14 protein-coding genes and 1 riboswitch are annotated in these 16,689 nt (G+C 71.9%); of the genes, 7 read left to right on the top strand and 7 right to left on the bottom strand.

What is annotated here, in order from left to right; all coding sequences use genetic code 11:
• Nucleotides 1-163 precede the first annotated feature (163 nt).
• Nucleotides 164-2,914, top strand: a complete 2,751-nt coding sequence (locus B4915_RS10615; RefSeq protein WP_105805731.1) for an AAA family ATPase — start codon at nt 164-166, stop codon at nt 2,912-2,914.
• A gap of 269 nt (nt 2,915-3,183) precedes the next feature.
• Here the strand turns inward: B4915_RS10615 and B4915_RS10610 are convergent, their stop codons facing one another.
• Together B4915_RS10610 and glyA are read right to left on the bottom strand one after the other, a co-directional pair.
• The gene (locus B4915_RS10610) at nt 3,184-4,071 is read right to left on the bottom strand and encodes a bifunctional methylenetetrahydrofolate dehydrogenase/methenyltetrahydrofolate cyclohydrolase (protein ID WP_105805730.1); all 888 of its coding nucleotides are present in this window, start codon (nt 4,069-4,071) and stop codon (nt 3,184-3,186) included.
• 7 nt (nt 4,072-4,078) lie between these two features.
• Nucleotides 4,079-5,362, bottom strand: a complete 1,284-nt coding sequence (gene glyA / locus B4915_RS10605) for a serine hydroxymethyltransferase (RefSeq protein ID WP_105805729.1) — start codon at nt 5,360-5,362, stop codon at nt 4,079-4,081.
• 42 nt (nt 5,363-5,404) lie between these two features.
• Nucleotides 5,405-5,490: riboswitch (ZMP/ZTP riboswitch) on the bottom strand.
• A gap of 107 nt (nt 5,491-5,597) precedes the next feature.
• Between glyA and purU the strand changes: the two genes are divergently transcribed.
• From purU to B4915_RS10590, 3 genes are all read left to right on the top strand, one after another.
• Entirely contained in the window at nt 5,598-6,482 is an 885-nt protein-coding gene (gene purU / locus B4915_RS10600; RefSeq protein ID WP_245907439.1) for a formyltetrahydrofolate deformylase, read from the top strand.
• A 237-nt stretch (nt 6,483-6,719) separates the two neighbouring features.
• Entirely contained in the window at nt 6,720-8,333 is a 1,614-nt protein-coding gene (locus B4915_RS10595; protein ID WP_105805727.1) for an amidohydrolase, read from the top strand.
• Between the two features lie 44 nt (nt 8,334-8,377).
• Nucleotides 8,378-9,811 (top strand): APC family permease, encoded by a 1,434-nt coding sequence (locus tag B4915_RS10590; protein ID WP_245907438.1) that lies wholly within the window; start codon nt 8,378-8,380, stop codon nt 9,809-9,811.
• Here the strand turns inward: B4915_RS10590 and B4915_RS10585 are convergent.
• The gene (locus tag B4915_RS10585; RefSeq protein ID WP_105805726.1) at nt 9,766-10,602 is read right to left on the bottom strand and encodes a TetR/AcrR family transcriptional regulator; all 837 of its coding nucleotides are present in this window, start codon (nt 10,600-10,602) and stop codon (nt 9,766-9,768) included. The two genes, B4915_RS10590 and B4915_RS10585, sit on opposite strands and share 46 nt — an antisense overlap.
• A gap of 173 nt (nt 10,603-10,775) precedes the next feature.
• Between B4915_RS10585 and B4915_RS10580 the strand changes: the two genes are divergently transcribed.
• Together B4915_RS10580 and B4915_RS10575 are read left to right on the top strand one after the other, a co-directional pair.
• On the top strand, nt 10,776-12,197 hold the full coding sequence (locus B4915_RS10580; protein WP_105805725.1) for an APC family permease: 1,422 nt from the start codon (nt 10,776-10,778) through the stop codon (nt 12,195-12,197).
• 26 nt (nt 12,198-12,223) lie between these two features.
• Nucleotides 12,224-13,864 carry an amidohydrolase gene (locus B4915_RS10575; RefSeq protein ID WP_105805724.1) on the top strand — a complete coding sequence of 547 codons (1,641 nt, stop codon included), beginning with the start codon at nt 12,224-12,226 and terminating at the stop codon, nt 13,862-13,864.
• On the opposite strand, the gene B4915_RS10570 is transcribed toward B4915_RS10575, so the two are convergent.
• Together B4915_RS10570 and B4915_RS10565 are read right to left on the bottom strand one after the other, a co-directional pair.
• Nucleotides 13,831-14,439, bottom strand: coding sequence for a DUF488 domain-containing protein (locus B4915_RS10570; RefSeq protein ID WP_105805723.1), 609 nt, complete (start codon nt 14,437-14,439; stop codon nt 13,831-13,833). The two genes, B4915_RS10575 and B4915_RS10570, sit on opposite strands and share 34 nt — an antisense overlap.
• The gene (locus B4915_RS10565; RefSeq protein ID WP_105805722.1) at nt 14,436-15,140 is read right to left on the bottom strand and encodes an esterase/lipase family protein; all 705 of its coding nucleotides are present in this window, start codon (nt 15,138-15,140) and stop codon (nt 14,436-14,438) included. The genes B4915_RS10570 and B4915_RS10565 overlap by 4 nt, the downstream gene beginning before the upstream one ends.
• Nucleotides 15,141-15,335: 195 nt before the next feature.
• Between B4915_RS10565 and B4915_RS10560 the strand changes: the two genes are divergently transcribed.
• Nucleotides 15,336-15,566, top strand: a complete 231-nt coding sequence (locus B4915_RS10560; protein WP_105805721.1) for a hypothetical protein — start codon at nt 15,336-15,338, stop codon at nt 15,564-15,566.
• Between the two features lie 26 nt (nt 15,567-15,592).
• Here B4915_RS10560 and B4915_RS10555 read toward each other — a convergent pair whose 3' ends face one another.
• Complete coding sequence (locus tag B4915_RS10555; RefSeq protein WP_245907437.1) at nt 15,593-16,117, bottom strand: biotin--[acetyl-CoA-carboxylase] ligase; 525 nt, start codon at nt 16,115-16,117, stop codon at nt 15,593-15,595.
• A 129-nt stretch (nt 16,118-16,246) separates the two neighbouring features.
• Nucleotides 16,247-16,597: a hypothetical protein gene (locus B4915_RS10550; protein ID WP_181158542.1), complete on the bottom strand. Its 351-nt coding sequence runs from the start codon at nt 16,595-16,597 to the stop codon at nt 16,247-16,249.
• Nucleotides 16,598-16,689 lie beyond the last annotated feature (92 nt).

Genomic DNA, 16,689 nt, shown 5'->3' with positions numbered 1-16,689 from the left:
TGAAACAGTAGGATGGGGGCGGGGGGAACACACGCGGTCGTCGCGGCCTCCCGCGACCCAGTCCCCGGCCGAGTGAGACACCCACCCATGCAGCACCGCAGCATCCCGCCCGAGCACCGCGCGCAGGCCACGACGCGCGGCACCGCGCGCTGAGGTTCCGAGCATGCGCCTCCTCGACCGTCCGCGACTCTCGGAGCAGCTCTCGGAGAGCCGCGACCGCTCCCGGCTGCTCCTGCTGCGCGCCCCCGCCGGGTACGGGAAGACCACCGCCGCGCGGAACTGGATCGAGCAGGACGCCTCCCGATCCCTCTGGATCGACTGCTCCGCCGCCCGCGCCGACTCGCTCTGGCGTTACGTCGCTCAGCGGCTCAGCTTGACGCTCGACGCCCAGGCGACGACTCCCGAGTTCCCCCTCGCCGCCGTGCGCGAGATCCTCGCACGCGTGCCCGCGCCCCTCACCCTCGTGCTCGACGACTACCATCACGCGGTGTCGCCCGAGAACGATCAGCTGATCGCCGAGCTCGCGTCGAGCAATCCCCTCGTCACGCTGGTGGTGCTCGCTCGCCGCGTGCGCGTGCTCGACGGCCCGCTGGTCACCAGCCGCACCCCGGTGCGCATCTTCGATGCGGAGGAACTGGCCTTCACCCCCGAGGAGGCCGCCGCCTTCGCGGCGCTCTACCACCGCGCCGACGACGTCCGCCTGCACGCGGCGATCCGCGACGCCCGAGGCTGGCCGCTCGCCGCACGCGCCGCGCTCGGCCCCGCTACGGCGCACGAGGACACCGCCCCGCAGAGGCAGGCGGATCCGCCCGACCCCCGCACCGAGCTCAGCCGCTTCGCGCTGAACCACCTCGAGATCGTCAACGATGCGGGGCGCCACGTCCTCTTCGCCGCCTCCGTGCTCGACGGCGTCTCCTTCGCGCAACTCGAGGATTTCACGGGCGCGCGGGACGCCGAATTGCGCGAGGTGCTGCACGAGCTCATCGAGCTCGGGGTGCTGCTTCCGGTCAGCACCGCGGGCAGCACCGAGTTCGTGTGCAATCCGGCCGTGCGGCCGGCCTTCGCGCGACGCTCCGAGCGCTCCCTGACCCCCGAGCAGCGTGCGGCCCTGCTGCACGGCCGCGCCCGCGAGCTGGAGCACGCGGCCCCCGTGACCGCATTCCAGCTGTTCAGCGCCTCCGGCGACCTCGCCGCCGCCGAGCGCGTGCTCGCGCGCCGGTTCATCACCCTCACCGAGGAGAGCGAGACGCTCCTGGCATTCCTGCGCGGCCTGCCCGAGCGGGCGTTCTCGGCGCACCCCGCCTTCGCCTCGGCCCGGCTGCTGCTCGAAACGGGCGATCCGGCCACGCCGACGAGCACGACCGTGCGGCTCATCGAGCTCATGCGCGCCGGAGTGAGCGAGCGGGTGGTCGAGGCGCGCGCCCTCGCCTCCGCGGGCGCTGAGCCTCCGCCGGAGACGCGGCTCGCCACCATCGCCCAGCGCCTGGTGCTCGCACGTGCCGCCGGGGACACGGCCGCTGCGGCGCGCGACGCTCGCGAACTGGAGACCAGGATCGCTCCCGCTCCGGCGCCCGACGAGCGTGCCGCCGGACGATTCGCCGCCGCGAACTCCGTTCCCGAGTTCGGCGCGGCGCTCGTGTACTACCGCGAGATCGCGATGACGGCGCTGCGCCTCGGCGATCTCGAACGCGCGCGCCGCAACTGGAACCGGATGCTCGGCCACGCCGAGGCGCTCATCGAGCGCGGCGCGGTCGAGCCGCTCGTGCGCGACCCCGCCCGCACGGTCGGCGACGCGGTGTCGGGCCGCCGCTGGCGGCTCGCGGCGCTCGGCGGTCTCGCGTTCACGGACGCCCTCGACGGGCGGATGGCCCGCTGCGCCGAGCTGCTCGACGAGTGCGCGAGGCTGGGCGTGGAGGCCGGCGTCACCAGCCCGGCATCGACCTGGGTGGTGGGGGAGGTGGCCCGCGCGGCGCTCGCGATCGAGCACGAAGACGACGAGATGCTCCGCGCTGCGCTCGAACGGCTGACGCCGCTGCGGGACCGCATCGAGGCGTCGCCCTTCCTGCTGATGATCGAGGCCGAGGCGGTGCGCTCACTGCGCGGCGTGGAGTGGGCCGCGGCTCAGCTCGCACCGGAACCGGGGCCCGCGGCGGCAGAAGCGGTGGCGGACGCGGACGACGCCGCCGAGCCCGCCCCCGCTGCCGCGCACGGCCGGATCGGCGACTTCGGCTGGGAGGCCGAGCCATGGCGGGAGTGGAAGGTGCTCTACCGTGCCTCGCTGTGCAGTGCGCTCGGGGACCTGGCCGGCGCCGCATCGCTGCTCAGCATGATCGATCCGGACCGGCCGGCCACTCGCCTGGAGCGGGCTCGCCTCTCGCTCTTCGCGCTGGACGATCTGCAGGCGCTGCTCCTGGCGCAGCAGGCGGGTGCGGGGCTCACGGTGCGGCAGCGCGCGGATCGCACGCTGATCACGGCCCTCGCCGCCTGGGGATGCGGGCGGCAGCGCGAGGCCTTCGAGGCCCTCGGAGAGGCGGCGGCGCTGCTGCGCGAGCACGCGCTGCGCACCCCGCTGCGCGGCGTGCCGTACGACGAACTGCACGCCCTCGCCACGGCCGCACGCGACGCCGGGGTGTGCGATCTCACCTCGGAGGTCGACGCGGTGCCCGAGCCTGCGCGCAGCCGCCGGTATGAGCGGCTCACGGAGATGGAGCTGCGGACCCTTCGCGCCATCGCGCGCTACCGCTCGATCGGCACGACGGCTGAAGCGCTGTTCGTCACCGCGGCCACGGTGAAGAAGCACCTGAACGCCGTCTACCGCAAGCTCCGATCGCGGGGCCGGGAGGAGGCGATCCTGCAGGCGACGCGCATGGGGCTGCTCGCCGGCGATCAGGCCACGGTCCGTACCGTTCTCTGACCCTGCCCCTGTTTCTTCCTGTCCGGTTGGTTCTCGGCTGCGGTGAGTGGTGGTGGTGTGCGAGTGGCGGTGGTGTGCGCCATGCCTTGGGGTTTGGCTCGCGCACGGCACCGCCGCTCGCTGTCGCGTGTGCGGGCGGGGGGCCGGGGGGTTGGGGGGGGGGCTCTTTTACACATCTCCGAGCCCACGAGACCGAGGGTGGTCTCGTATGGCGGCCTTTTCTTGGAAAAAAAAAAAAAATGTGAGTGCATGCAATAGATCTGGAGGGGTTAGGGGTGGTGGGTGGTGCGTTCGGCCATTTCGACGACGTTCTGGAGGAGGAGGGCGCGGGTCATGGGGCCGACGCCGCCGGGGTTCGGGGAGAGCCAGGCGGCGGTCTGGGCGACGGCGGGGTCGACGTCGCCGGCGATGCGGCTCTTCCCGGTGCCGGGGTCGGTGTGACGGGACACGCCCACGTCGAGGACGATCGCGCCGGGGCGGACGTGCTCGGGGCGGACGATGCCGGGACTGCCGGCGGCGGCGACGATCACGTCGGCTTCGCGCAGCAGGGCCGGGAGGTCCTGGGTGCCGGTGTGGGTGAGGGTGACGGTCGCGTTGTGTTCGCGGCGGGTCAGGAGGGGCCCGATGGGGCGTCCCACGGTCACGCCGCGCCCGATGACGACGACGTGTTTCCCGGCCCAGGACAGGCCGTTGCGTTCCACGAGCTCGATGACGCCGCGGGGGGTGCAGGGCAGGGGGGAGCGGATCGGGGTGGTGGCGTTGAGGACGAGGCGGCCGAGGTTGGTGGGGTGGAGGCCGTCGGCGTCTTTGGCGGGGTCGATGCGTTCGAGAACACGGTCGGTGTCGATGTGCGCGGGCAGGGGGAGCTGCACGATGAAGCCGGTGCAGGCGGGGTCCTGGTTGAGTTCGTCGATGACCGTGTCGAGGGCGTCCTGGGTGACGGTCGCGGGCAGTTCGCGCCGGATGGACGCGATGCCCACTTCGGCGCAGTCGCGGTGCTTGCCCGCGACGTACCAGCGGGAGCCGGGATCGTCCCCGACGAGCACGGTCGCCAGGCCCGGCACGATCCCCCGTTCCCGCAGCGCGGCGACCCGCACGGCGAGCTCCCCCTTGATCTGCGCCGCAGCAGCAATCCCATCGAGCAGTTGAGCCGTCATGCGCCGCTCACCACTCCTCGAGGCCCGGGTAGAGCGGGAAGGCCTCGGCGAGCGCATTCACGCGGGCGCGCAGCGCCTCCGTATCGGCGGCCTGCTGCAGGGTCAGCGCGATGATCTCGGCGACCTCCGCGAACTCGGCGTCGCCGAAGCCGCGGGTGGCCAGCGCCGGCGTGCCGATCCGCAGGCCGCTGGTGATCATCGGGGGCCGCGGATCGAAGGGGACGGAGTTGCGGTTCACGGTGATGCCGACCGCGTGCAGCGCATCCTCGGCCTGCTTGCCGTCGAGCTGCGAGTTGCGCAGATCGGCGAGCACCAGGTGCACGTCGGTGCCGCCCGTGAGCACGTCGACGCCCGCGTCACGCGAAGCCTCGGTGGTGAGCGAGGAGGCGAGCAGCTTGGCGCCCGAGAGCGTGCGGATCTGGCGATCCTTGAACTCCTCGCTCGCCGCGAGCTTGAAGGCGGTCGCCTTCGCCGCGATCACGTGCATGAGCGGGCCGCCCTGCTGTCCCGGGAACACGTTCGAGTTGATGCGCTTCGAGATCTCGGCGTCGTTGGTGAGGATGAAGCCCGAGCGGGGCCCGCCGATGGTCTTGTGCACGGTCGAGGAGACGACGTGCGCGTGCGGGACCGGATTGGGGTGGAGCCCGGCGGCGACGAGGCCGGCGAAGTGCGCCATGTCGACCCACAGGGTCGCGCCCACCTCATCGGCGATCTCGCGGAACCGAGCGAAGTCGAGGGTGCGGGGGTAGGCGGACCAGCCCGCGATGATCACCTTCGGGCGGTGCTCGAGCGCCTGCTGGCGCACCACGTCCATGTCGACGAGGAAGGTCTCGGGATCGACGCCGTAGGACGCGACCCGGTAGAGCTTGCCGGAGAAGTTCAGCGGCATGCCGTGCGTGAGGTGGCCGCCGTGGGCCAGCTCCAGGCCGAGGATCGTGTCGCCGGGCTCCGCGATGGCGGAGAGCACCGCCGCGTTGGCCGAGGCGCCCGAGTGGGGCTGCACGTTCGCGTAGCGGGCTCCGAACAGGGCCTTCGCGCGCTCGCGGGCCAGATCCTCGGCGACGTCGACGAACTCGCAGCCGCCGTAGTACCGGCGTCCCGGGTAGCCCTCGGCGTACTTGTTGGTGAGGACGGAGCCCTGCGCCTCGAGGACGGCGCGCGGCACGAAGTTCTCGCTCGCGATCATCTCGAGGGTGCCGCGCTGTCGGCCGAGCTCGTTCCTGAGCACCTCGGCGATCTCGGGGTCGACGGCCTCGAGCGGCTCGTTGAAGAATGCGGACTGGGTGGACATGTGTGCTCCTCTGCGTTTCCCCCGCGCACGCGCGGGATCCAGAATTTCGACCCAGGCGAGCGGCCAATTCACGAGATGGTGTCGTTCCCCGATGGTGTCCCATCTGCACGCCAGTCACGACCCCATCAGCTTAGCAAGCGGATTCGGGATCGGAAACGCTGGCGGGGCGAGGACCGGCCGGAGCGAGCGGAGCCCCGGCGCTTCCGCCTCGGCGCATCCACTACCCTGGTTCTCCGTGACTCCCAACGCGAACCACGCTCCCGCACCCCAGTGGGTGCTGACACTCTCCTGCATCGACGGGCCCGGCATCGTGCACGCCGTCAGCGGCGCCGTCGTGACGGCCGGCGGCAATATCGAGGAGAGCCAGCAGTTCGCGAGCGCCGACACCGGCCGTTTCTTCATGCGTCTCCAGGTGAGCGCCGCGGAGCAGGAGCACGGCTTCGAGGACCGCTTCGGCGACGCGCTCGCCCCCGTCACCGCGCGCTACGACATGAGCTGGCGCCTCGACGTGGTGGGCCGGCCCGTGCGCACGCTCCTGCTCGCCTCGACCGCCACCCACTGCGTCAACGACCTGCTCTACCGCCGCCGCGGGGGTCAGCTGCCCATCGAGGTGCCGCTGATCCTCTCCAACCACGAGACCGTGCGCGACATCGCGGAGTTCTACGGCGTGCCCTTCGAGCATCGCGCGATCGCGAGCCCAGAGGAGCGCGCGGACTTCGAAGCGCGCGTGCTCGAAGCCGTCGAACAGCACGACATCGAGCTCGTGGTGCTGGCGCGCTACATGCAGATCCTGTCGCCCGAGCTGTGCGCTGCTCTGGCCGGCCGCGCCATCAACATCCACCACTCCTTCCTGCCCGGCTTCAAGGGCGCGAACCCGTACCGTCAGGCGCATCAGCGCGGGGTGAAGCTGATCGGCGCCACGGCCCACTTCGTCACGACGGACCTCGACGAGGGACCCATCATCGAGCAGGACGTGGTGCGCGTCGACCACTCCTACTCGCCGCCCGAGCTGGTGCAGCTGGGCCAGGACGAGGAGGCGCGGGTGCTGCGCCGCGCGGTGGGCTGGTTCGCGGAGAACCGGATCCTCGCCGACGGGGATCGCACGATCATCTTCCGCTGACCCGCGCGCGGGCGGATGCCCGTTGCCGTGTTCCCGCAGGCGCGCATGGGGTCCGGAGCCCGTGCGGCGGCGCACCCGGGTGCGCCCTCGCGCGGCCGCACGGCCGCGTAACGCGATACCCGGCGGGCGATTGCGCGCGCACGCGAGCAATTCGTACTAGTCTCGTGCCCGGACCAATAACGAACTTCGTTCATTATGAGTTCGGGACTACTTCGGGATCGGCAATGGGGGCCACGGATGACGAGCACGGTTTTTCTCGGCGGGACCGTCCTGGTGGATCCCGAGTCGGCGCAGCGCAGCCACGCGCTCGCCGTGCGTGACGGCTCCGTGATCGCGCTCGGCGAGGATGCCGCCGCGCTCGCCGGGCAGCCCGGCTTCTCCGTCGTGGACCTCGCCGGAGGCACGCTCGCCCCGGCGCCCGGGGACGGTCACGCGCACCCCCTGCTGGGCGGCCAGGAGGACCTGGGCCCCGCGATCCGCGCCGCCTCCGATCTGCGCGGCGTCCTGGACGCGGTCGCGGCCTGGAAGACCGAGCACCCGGAGGCCGAGTGGATCGTCGGCGGCAGCTATGACGCCACCTTCGCCGAGGGCGGACTCTTCGACGCTCGCTGGCTCGACGAGGTGACCGGCGACACGCCCACCATCCTGCGCGCCTGGGACTATCACACCGCGTGGGTCAACTCCGCGGCGCTCGCGGCGGGCGGGATCACCGCAGACACCCCCGATCCCGCGCTCGGGCGCATCGTGCGCCGCGAGGACGGCTCGCCGCTGGGCACGCTGCAGGAGGCGGCCGCGAACGACTTCCTCGCGAACGTCGCCCCGGCGTTCGCACTCGAACAGCGGGTCGCCGCCATCGAGCGCGCCACCCGGCGCTACGCCGCCCAGGGCACCACCTGGGTGCAGGACGCGTGGGTGGAACCGGCGGATCTGGCCGTCTACTTCGCGGCGGCCGAGGAGGGCCGCCTGCACGCCCGGGTGAACCTCGCCTTCCGCGCGGACCCCGCGCGCTGGCGCGAGCAGCTCACGGAGTTCGCGGAGATGCGCGAGCAAGTGCGCGGTCTCGGCCACGAGCGTCTCACCGCGCACACGGTGAAGTTCTTCGTGGACGGCGTCGTGGAGAACCACACCGCCGCGCTCATCGAGCCCTACGCCGACCGCCCGGACGAGCGGGGCCTGCCCAACTGGAGCCCCGAGGAGCTGAGCGCCGCGACCGCCGCTTTCGACGCCGCCGGCTTCCAGCTGCATCTGCACGCTATCGGGGACGCCGCGAACCGCTTCGCGCTCGACGCTCTGGAGGCGGCGCAGGCCGCGAATGCGCCGCGCGAGCGCCATCACGTGATCGCGCACGTGGCCGTGCTGGCCCCGGATGACGTGGAACGTTTCGCCGCGCTCGGCGTCATCGCCAACTTCGAGCCGTACTGGGCGCAGTGCGACGCCGTGATGCGCGCGCTCACCATCCCGCATCTCGGCCACCCGCGCGACGAGTGGCAGTACCTCATCGGCTCGGTGCACCGCTCGGGCGCCACCGTGACCTTCGGCAGCGACTGGCCGGTCACCACCCCGGACTGGCGGCCGGCGCTCGCGACGGCGATCACCCGTCACGGCCACGACGAGCCCGCGGAGGCCGCCTGGCTGCCCGAGGAGCGCGTGGATCCCGCCACGGCGTTCGCGGCCTACACCCGCGGCATCGCGCGCCAGGCGCTCGCGCCCGACCGCGGAACGCTCGAGCTCGGGCAGGCGGCGGACGCGGTGTGGCTCTCCGCCGATCCCCTGCTCGTCGCCCCCGGGGCGATTCCCGAGATCGAGGTGCGCGGCACCTGGCTCGCGGGCGCGCCCACCTTCACCGCCTGATCCCCCCTTCCCCCCCCCCGCTCACTCATTCGAAGGAGAACACCGTGAGTACCGAGACCACGTCCGCGCAGCGGCCCCGGCTGAAGCGAGAGCTCGGCCTCCTCGGCCTGACGCTCTTCGGCGTCACCTACATGACCGTCATCACGGTCTTCACCACCTACGGCATCGTCAATCAGGTGACCGACGGGCACCTCCCCGCCTCCTACGTCGTCGCCGTCGTCACCATGCTCTTCACCGCTGGCAGCTACGCCGCGATGGTGCGCAAGTACCCGGTGGCAGGATCCGCGTACACCTACACCCAGCAGTCCTTCGGCGGCGCCGCGGGATTCCTCACCGGCTGGGTGATGCTGCTCGACTACCTCTTCATCCCGATGATCAACTTCATGCTCATCGGGATCTATCTCAACACCGAGTTCCCCGCGATCCCGGTGTGGGTGTTCACCCTTGCGGCGCTGCTGCTCGTGCTGCTGTTCAACGTGCTGGGCATCACCCTGGTCAACAAGGCGAATTTCGTCATCATCGCGCTGTCGGTGGTGCTGGTCGTCGTGTTCATGGCCCTCGCCTTCAAGGAGTACCTGGGCGGCGACATGTCCGTCGGGATCCTGGAGCCGTTCTCCTTCGGGGAGGGCGGGATCGGCGCGGTCGCCTCCGGCGCCGCCATCCTGGCGCTCTCCTTCCTCGGCTTCGACGCGGTGTCGACCCTCTCGGAGGAGGCGAAGCGCCCCCGGAAGGACATCCCGCGGGCGATCGTGCTCGCCACCCTGGTGGGCGGCCTGTTCTTCATCCTCGTCTCCTGGTCCGGCGGTCTCGCCTTCCACCCCGACTGGAGCACCCTCACCCCCGAGCAGATCGACGCCGCGGGCACCACCGTCATGGACACCTTCGGCGTGGACTGGCTCACCTCGTTCTTCGTCGCGGTCTACGTGGTGGGCGCCTTCGGTTCGGGGATGACCGGCCAGGTGTCGGTGTCGCGGATCCTCTACGCGATGGGCCGGGACGGGATGCTGCCGAGGCCGCTGTCGCGCCTGCACCGCCGCTTCGGCACCCCGGTCGTCGCCGCCTGCGTGGTGTCGGTGTTCGCGCTCTCCGCACTGTTCCTCCCGCTCGACGTGGTCGCCTTCATGATCTCCTTCGGGGCACTGGCCGCCTTCGCGATGGTCAACCTCTCGGTGATCCGGACCTACCTCTTCCCGCGGGGAGGCAGGCAGGGTCCGCTCACCGCCTGGCAGGTGATCCGCTACGGCGTGCTCCCGCTCATCGGCTTCGCCCTGACGATCTGGCTGTGGACCTCCCTGGAGGCGACCACCTGGCTGGTCGGCCTCATCTGGCTCGCGGTCGGCGTGGTCATCATCGCGCTCGTGACCGGCTTCTTCAAGCGGCCGGTGCCGAAGATGGACTTCTCCGAGTCGGATCCGACCACCGAGCAGATCGATCAGCTCGCGGAGGAGTACCCGCTCGAGGGCACCGGACGCGCCTGAGCGGTGCGGGGAGCATCCTCGGAGGGATCCGCTGAGTCCTGCGCCTCCGGCGCGGGACCGGAGGCGGGCTCACCGGGGACGCCGGAGCGGTCCGGGCGGCGGCGCCCGGACCGCTCGGCCCGCTCGGCTCGGAGGCCGTTCAGGATGAGACGCAGGCCGGTCTCGAAGGCGAGGTCCGCGGGCGGGGTCGCGGTGCGCTCGACGAGCACGGCTCGCGCGGCGTAGGCGGCCGAGAACTCGGGCACGTCTGCGCGCGGGCCCGGATCCATCATGTCGGGCGCCGCGGCGGCGTCGAGTGCGGAGCCGAGGATGAAGGACTCGAGGGACACGAGGATGTTGAGGGCCTCGTCCCGGCTCCACCCTTCCGCTGCGAGGGAGCGGATCACCCGGTCGTAGGCGAGGCTCACGGAGGACTCGGGATGCAGCGGCATGACCGCGAGCAGGGCGATCGTGGGCGGGTGGGCGGCGAAGGCGTCGCGGTACTCGCGCGCCCAGGCGACGAGGGCGACGTCCCAGGGATCGGTCTCGAACATCTCGCCCGAGATCCGCTCGCCGATGAGCTCGCGGATGCCCCGGAAGATGTCCTCCTTGCCCTCGACGTGGTTGTAGAGCGCGGAGGCGCGCACCCCCAGCTCGGCGGCGATGTCGCGCATGCCGAAACCGTCCTGCCCGTGCGCGTCGAGGAGCCGCAGGGCGGTTTCGATGATCTTCTTCCGCGACAGCACTTGCTGGCTCGGCCGGCCCACCCTGCGGCGGCCCGATCGTTTGGCGCTCTGAACGGCACTGTCCATGTGGCACTCTCTCGTCTCGGCACGGGGCTCACGGCGCGGCGGGAGCTGCGCTTCGGCCTCGGTGCTCTTCGGGGTATAGTCTATGCTCGGGAAAAAGAACCTTGTTCATTTTAGACCGCCTTCCCATCGCGGGCGCCCCGCGACACCCCTCACGACGTATCAAAGGAGATCCGATGTCCACAGCCTCCGCGCCACACCTCAGGCGAACGCTGGGTCCCGTCACCCTGACCCTCTTCGGCCTGTCCTACATGGCGATCGGCACGGTGTTCACCACCTACGGCATCGTGAACCAGATCACCGAGGGCCACCTCGTCGCCTCCTACGTGGTCGCCCTGGTCGTCATGCTCTTCACGGCGTCGAGCTACGCCGCAATGGTGCGCCGCTACCCGGTCGCCGGCTCGGCCTACACCTACTCGCAGCAGTCCTTCGGCGGTGCCGCCGGCTTCCTCACCGGCTGGGTGCTGCTCCTCGACTACCTCTTCATCCCCATGATCAACTTCCTGATCCTGGGCCTCTACGTCGGCACCCAGTTCCCGAGCGTGCCCAGCTGGGTGTTCACGCTCGCCGCGCTCGTCGGCGTGTTCATCTTCAACGTGCTCGGCATCTCGCTCGTCGGCAAGATCAACACCGCCATCGTGGTCGTCTCCCTCGCCGCCGTGCTCGTCTTCGCGATCCTCGCCATCAAGACGGCGATCAACGACCCGAACGCGCCGAGCCTCATCGAGCCCTTCATCCCCGGCTCCGCCGGCTACAGCCCCATCTTCACCGGCGCCGCCGTGCTCGCCCTGTCATTCCTCGGTTTCGACGCCGTCTCCACGCTCTCCGAGGAGGCGAAGCGCCCCCGCACGGACATCCCGCGCGCCATCATGCTCACCACCATCATCGGCGGCCTGCTCTTCATCTTCGTGTCCTGGGTCGGCGCCCGCGCCTACTTCCTCGACGACTGGAGCCAGGCCTCGCAGCAGCTCCTCGATGCGGCCGGCGTCGTGCTCTTCTCCCACGTCGGCGGCGAAGTGCTCACCGTGATCTTCATCATCATCACCGTCGCGGGCTGTTTCGGATCCGGCCTCGCCGGACAGGTCGCGGTCTCGCGGATCCTCTACTCGATGGGGCGCGACGGCATCCTCCCCCGGCCCCTCGGCATCCTCTCCAAGCGCTTCGGCACCCCCGTCGTCGCCGCCACCGTCGTCTCGGTGTTCGCCCTCTCGGGGCTCTTCCTCAGCCTCGACCAGGCCGCGTTCATGATCTCCTTCGGCGCGCTGGCCGCCTTCGCGATGGTGAACCTGGCGGTCATCCGCAGCTACCTCTTCCCGAAGGGCGGGCGGCAGGATCCGCTCACCACCTGGCAGGTGATCCGGTACGGCGCGATCCCCCTCATCGGCTTCGGACTCACCATCTGGCTGTGGACCTCGCTCGAAGCCCTCACCTGGCTCGTCGGCGGGATCTGGATGCTCATCGGCGTGATCATCCTCGCCCTCAAGACCGGCTTCTTCCGGCGCCCCGTCCCGAAGCTCGACTTCTCCGAGGACGCCCCCTCGACCGAGGCGATCGACGCCCTCGCCGAGGAGTACCCCCTGCACACCGGCCGCGACTGAGCTGCCCGGAAAGGAGCAACGACATCATGCCCACCACCATCTACCGGAATGCCACCGTCTTCACCGCCGACGCGGCACCGTTCCCCGCCGTCGTCGACGCCTTCGCCGTGACCGACGGCCGCTTTTCGGCGGTCGGGTCACTCGACGAGGTGCGCACGGCGGTCAGCGGAGCAGAGGCCCTCGCCGAACTCGACCTCGGCGGCGCCTTCGTCTCGCCGGGGATCATCGACTCGCACTCCCACCTGACCGGCTTCGGCAACGCCCTCTCGAAGGTGCAGCTGCGCGACTGCGGCTCGCTCGACGAGATCCAGCAGCGCCTCCTCGCCGCGCGCGAGGCCGACCCCGAGGCACCGAGGATCCTCGGCATCAGCTGGCTCTTCGACGCGATCGAGGGCGGCAAGCCCACGGCGGCGATGATCGACGAGGTGCTACCCGAGGTGCCGGCCTACCTCGACGCCAACGACCTGCACTCCGTGTGGGTGAACTCGGCGGCGCTGCGCGAGATGGGGATCACCCGCGACACCCCCGACCCGATCGGCGGAGAGATCGCACGGGACGAGAACGGCGACGCCACCGGCATGCTCTACGAGACCGCCGGCACGCAGTACGCCTGGAACTTCCTCGAGGCCCAGCACACCGAGGCCGACACGGTGCGCGCCCTCGATCTCGCCTTCGAGACGTATCTGGGCGTCGGCGTGACGGGCGCGACCGAGATGTCGCTGAACGCGCCCCAGGTGGCGGCGCTGCGCGCGATCGTGGCGCGAGACGGACGGCTCCCCTTCCCGATCACCGCTCACTGGATCATCGAGCCGAGCGGCGACACCGCTCGGGACCTCGCCGCAGTCGAGGGCATCGTGCGGCTGCGCGACGAGATCGCGGCGAGCGACGCCGCGCCCTGGCTTCGGATCGCCGGCGTGAAGCTCATCATGGACGGCGTGATCGACGCCTGCACCGCGACCATGCGCGCGCCCTACGCCAACGGCAGCAACGCCGAGCCGATCTGGAACGCGGAGCGGGTGATGCCCGTGGTCGCCGCCGCCGACCGGGCAGGGTTGCAGATCGCGATGCACGCGATCGGGGACCGCACGAGCGAGATCGCCCTCGACGCCGTCGAGCAGGCGATCCGCGAGAACGGCCCTCGCCCCCGGCGCCACCGCATCGAGCACCTGGAGTCGGTCGCGGACACGACCATCGCGCGCATGGCCGAGCTCGGCGTGACCGCCTCCATGCAGCCTGTGCACTGCGACCCCGCCGTGCTCGACAACTGGAAGGCGATGCTCGGCGACGCGCGCGGCGAGGCCGGCTTCCCCTGGCACAAGTTCCGCGAGGCGGGCGTTGCGCTCACCCTCGGAACCGACGCACCGACCGCCCCCCACGAGCCGCTGCCGAACCTCTACATCGCGCTGACCGCAGGATCGGTGCTCTCCCCCGAGCTGCCGCCGTACCACCCCGAGCGGGTCTTCACCCCCGCCGAGGCGCTGACCGCCCTCACGGCGGGCGGCGCCTACGCCGGTGAGATGGAGGACAGCTGCGGGCGGGTGAGCGTGGGCCTCGACGCGAACTTCATCGTGCTCGACGTCAACCCGCTCGAGGCGGCGCCGAGCGCGCTGCTCGGCGCCCGGGTGCTCAGCACCTACGTGCGCGGCGAGGAGATGCACCGCGCCTGAGCCCGGGGTGGCGCGGGCTCCGCGGGCTCCGCTGCCTCCGGCCCGGGGTACGTGACCCGCCCGCCCGCCGGCACGGCGCCCCGCGTCATCGCGGCCTCGGCGAGGCGGCCGTCGGGCATGAGGTGACGCACGGGCACGCCCCGGGCGATCAGGTGGTCCGCGATGATCCGCCGGTGGCAGCGCCACCACACCGCCTCGGCGCACATCACCGCGGGCCGCGCCCGCGTGGCGACCCCGAGCAGCGCCTCGATGCCCGCCGCGAACTCCTCGCCGAGGGCGTGGTCGGCGTAGTTGCGGAAGCTCCGGTTCTGCCAGAAGGCATTGAGCTCCGGCGGCACATCGCGCTGCGCCCCCCGCCGGCCGGCGAGCTCGGGGATGCGATGGTAGGCGATGCCGTGCTCGGCGAGGCTCGCCCGCAGCGGCTCCTCGTCGAACCAGGGGAAGCGGCGCGATCCGGGGAGCCTGCGCACATCGACGACCGCTGCGGCTCCGGCTCCGTCGAGCAGCGCGAGGAACTCCTCCAGCGGGTGCGTCGAGTGCCCCACCGTCAGCACCTCCCGTGCCGGCCCGGTCATGAGGCCTCCTCCTGGTGCGTTCCCTCGCGCGCCGCGCGGGCCACCTCCCGCCGCACCTCGGCCAGGGTGCGCGGGTGCGCGAGGATCCGGAAGTGGCCGCCCGTGTCGAGCCGCACGTTCCGGGCGCCCGGGAGCTCGCTGCCCTCGGGGATGTGCGGGTCGAAAGCCGCGTAGACCGAGACGATGCGCGCGTTCACCGCCGCCGCGGTCGCGAGCCGCAGCAGGGTCTCGTCACGCGGCGAGAAGGCGCGCAGCGTGCGTCCGGGGAGCAGCCGCGCGTAGCGCGATCCCCCGAAGGGCGATGCGATCGCGACCATGGAGCGGACCCGCGGGGCCTCGCGGCCGAAGGCCATCACGTGCTTGCCGACGAGGCCGCCCTTGCTGTGCGCCACGATCACGACCTCCTCGGCGCCCGCCGCGGCGAGCGCCGCGTCCACGCGGCGGGCGCCCTCGGCGACCGGCACGCGGTTGCTCCCGAGCGGGTCGACGACGAGCACCGGGTGGCCAGCGCCGTGCAGCTCGCGGATGAGCGGCAGCAGGAATCGCCACGACTCGTACACCCCGGGGATCACGAGCACGGGCGTGCCGTCGCCGTCGCTGAAGGCGGTGGGAACGGCCCGCGTCACGCGCGCTCTCAGCTGCCACCACAGCGCATAGGCGTAGTCGAGCGCCCACCACGCCGCCCTGCGGATCCCGCTCACCTCGTCTCCCGTCCTCTCCCGGTCCGCCGCGGCGAGCGACGATCCGTCTCGCCCCAGGGTGGCGCATCCGCACGAGGCGCGCCAGCCCTGGACGCCTCCCCGCTCGAGACGGTAGCGTCGGCGTGAGCCGGGGTGCGCGGAGGTCCGGGATCGCCGGGCCGGCCGACCCGGCGAGGGACAGGAACGGGGGACACCATGAGCGATGCACAGGACGGCGCTGCGGGAGCGACGGATCCCGCGCCGCCGGTGGAGGAGCCGACGGCGACGGTCGCCACGATCCTCGCCGAGGTGCGCGACACCGCGCCCACGGCGGAACGCGAGCAGATCGCGGAGATGATCCGGGAACGCCTGCAGCGCGCGGGCGTGGAGCTCCCCGACGCGGAGGTGGAGCAGCTGACCACGCAGATCGTCGACGGACACGCCTGAGCGCTCCCCGGCCGGCGCGGATCCGCTCAGCGCAGGTGCTCGACGTCGCCCGCGGAGACCGTGAGCACGCCGCCCGTCGGCAGCTCGACGAGGAGAGCGCCGTCCGCGGCGAGCTCCCGGGCCCTGCCGTCGACGATGTCGCCGCCTGGCAGGTGCACGCGCACCTCCGTGCGGAGCGTGAGCGAGCGCCGTGCGGCGCGAGCGCGGGCCGCCGCGGGATCCTCCGCGGCAAGCTCGACCAGCCGCAGCAGCTCTGCGGCGTAGGCCGCGATCACGCGGTCCGCCAGTGCCCGGCCCACCGGATCGGAGAGCGTGGGCGGTTCCGCCGAATCGGGATCGCCCCCGATCCGCGCCCCCGCCGAGAGCAGGGAGGCCGCGCGCTCGGTCGGCAGCTCCCACTCGGGGATGAGCAGGTTGATTCCCGCCCCCACGATCACCGCGCCGGGGTCGATCATCTCGCACAGGATCCCGCACAGCTTGCGGCCGGGCCGCCCCGCGACCGCGTCTTCCTCGTCGCGCACGTGCACGTCGTTCGGCCACTTCACGCCCACGCGCAGGCCCTCGCCGAAGAGGGGCTGCGCGTGGGCGTGAAGTGGCCCCCCGCCGTGCTCGCGCGCGCCGAGGGAGACGGGGTCCCAGGGCGGCCCCGCCCCCAGCCGCGGGGGGGCCTGGGCGGGCCACTACACTTGTTTTTTTTTGTGATCACTAGGCCCCGCAACGGCACCCCACAACCTGCTGACGGCCGCCGCGGCCAGAGTTGTAAAAGGCCCACCCCCCCCCCCCCCCCCCCCGCCGAAGCCCCGCACCAGCACGGATGTCGCCACCGCCGTGCCGGGCGGCATCACCCAGCCGCGGTCGAGCCGGCCCCGGCCGGCGGTCTGCTCGGCGGTCGCGAGGAGGGTGCCGTGGGGCAGCGGGGTTCCCGCGGCGTCGTGCTCGGCCGCCAGCTCGCGCAGTTCACCGTTCGTCGAGGGCGAGCTGTCGCGCCAGATCACGCGGGGCAGGAGTTCGCGGGTGCGGGGCAGTTCCATCCCCTCACGCTACTGCAGCCCGGCCGCTCCCCGGCGGCTCCCCAGTAGCTCCCCGGCAGCTCCCCGGTAGCTCCCCGGCAGCAGGAGGATCC

The sequence above is a fragment of the Leucobacter massiliensis genome, from assembly GCF_002982315.1.
In the GTDB taxonomy this organism is placed as follows: Bacteria; Actinomycetota; Actinomycetes; order Actinomycetales; family Microbacteriaceae; genus Leucobacter; species Leucobacter massiliensis.
This window is presented reverse-complemented; position numbering and strand designations above follow the sequence as displayed.

Coding starts and splice junctions, on each gene's coding strand:
- B4915_RS10560 (WP_105805721.1), top strand. CDS start 15,336: ATGAGCGATGCACAGGACGGCGCTGCGGGAGCGACGGATCCCGCGCCG.
- B4915_RS10575 (WP_105805724.1), top strand. CDS start 12,224: ATGCCCACCACCATCTACCGGAATGCCACCGTCTTCACCGCCGACGCG.
- B4915_RS10615 (WP_105805731.1), top strand. CDS start 164: ATGCGCCTCCTCGACCGTCCGCGACTCTCGGAGCAGCTCTCGGAGAGC.
- B4915_RS10595 (WP_105805727.1), top strand. CDS start 6,720: ATGACGAGCACGGTTTTTCTCGGCGGGACCGTCCTGGTGGATCCCGAG.
- B4915_RS10585 (WP_105805726.1), bottom strand. CDS start 10,602: ATGGACAGTGCCGTTCAGAGCGCCAAACGATCGGGCCGCCGCAGGGTG.
- B4915_RS10550 (WP_181158542.1), bottom strand. CDS start 16,597: ATGGAACTGCCCCGCACCCGCGAACTCCTGCCCCGCGTGATCTGGCGC.
- B4915_RS10570 (WP_105805723.1), bottom strand. CDS start 14,439: ATGACCGGGCCGGCACGGGAGGTGCTGACGGTGGGGCACTCGACGCAC.
- B4915_RS10610 (WP_105805730.1), bottom strand. CDS start 4,071: ATGACGGCTCAACTGCTCGATGGGATTGCTGCTGCGGCGCAGATCAAG.
- glyA (WP_105805729.1), bottom strand. CDS start 5,362: ATGTCCACCCAGTCCGCATTCTTCAACGAGCCGCTCGAGGCCGTCGAC.
- B4915_RS10580 (WP_105805725.1), top strand. CDS start 10,776: ATGTCCACAGCCTCCGCGCCACACCTCAGGCGAACGCTGGGTCCCGTC.